General features: G+C 37.1%; 1 protein-coding gene. It reads right to left on the bottom strand.

The annotated features are described in order from the left end of the window. Positions 1-275, bottom strand: a 275-nt coding sequence (locus tag AAEY79_RS14790) for a GSCFA domain-containing protein (protein WP_352289111.1), incomplete at both ends; no start/stop codon positions are given.

Here is a 275-nt window from a genome sequence, read left to right on the forward strand (position 1 = left end):
GATTTGAAGTGTTTCATCACGTAATCGACACCCTTTGGCGACACGGTTCTTCTATTATTTTCGAATCTAAAGTCATTGCTTGAATTAACTGAAATAATTTCAAATGAGGGGAAATAGCTTATATCTTCGAAATAATCAGAAAGATAACCGGCAACCGCTCGTAACACAGCTTTCGAATAATAACTAGCAACTAGTATATGTTTATCTGTAGCGGTCGCGGTAAGTGGTACAGGTGAGACAGTAAGTATTATGTTCAGTTTTGGATTGAGTTCCTT

This window comes from Psychrobacter sp. GW64-MNA-CIBAN-0177 (assembly GCF_040309585.1).
Classification (GTDB): Bacteria; Pseudomonadota; Gammaproteobacteria; order Pseudomonadales; family Moraxellaceae; genus Psychrobacter; species Psychrobacter okhotskensis.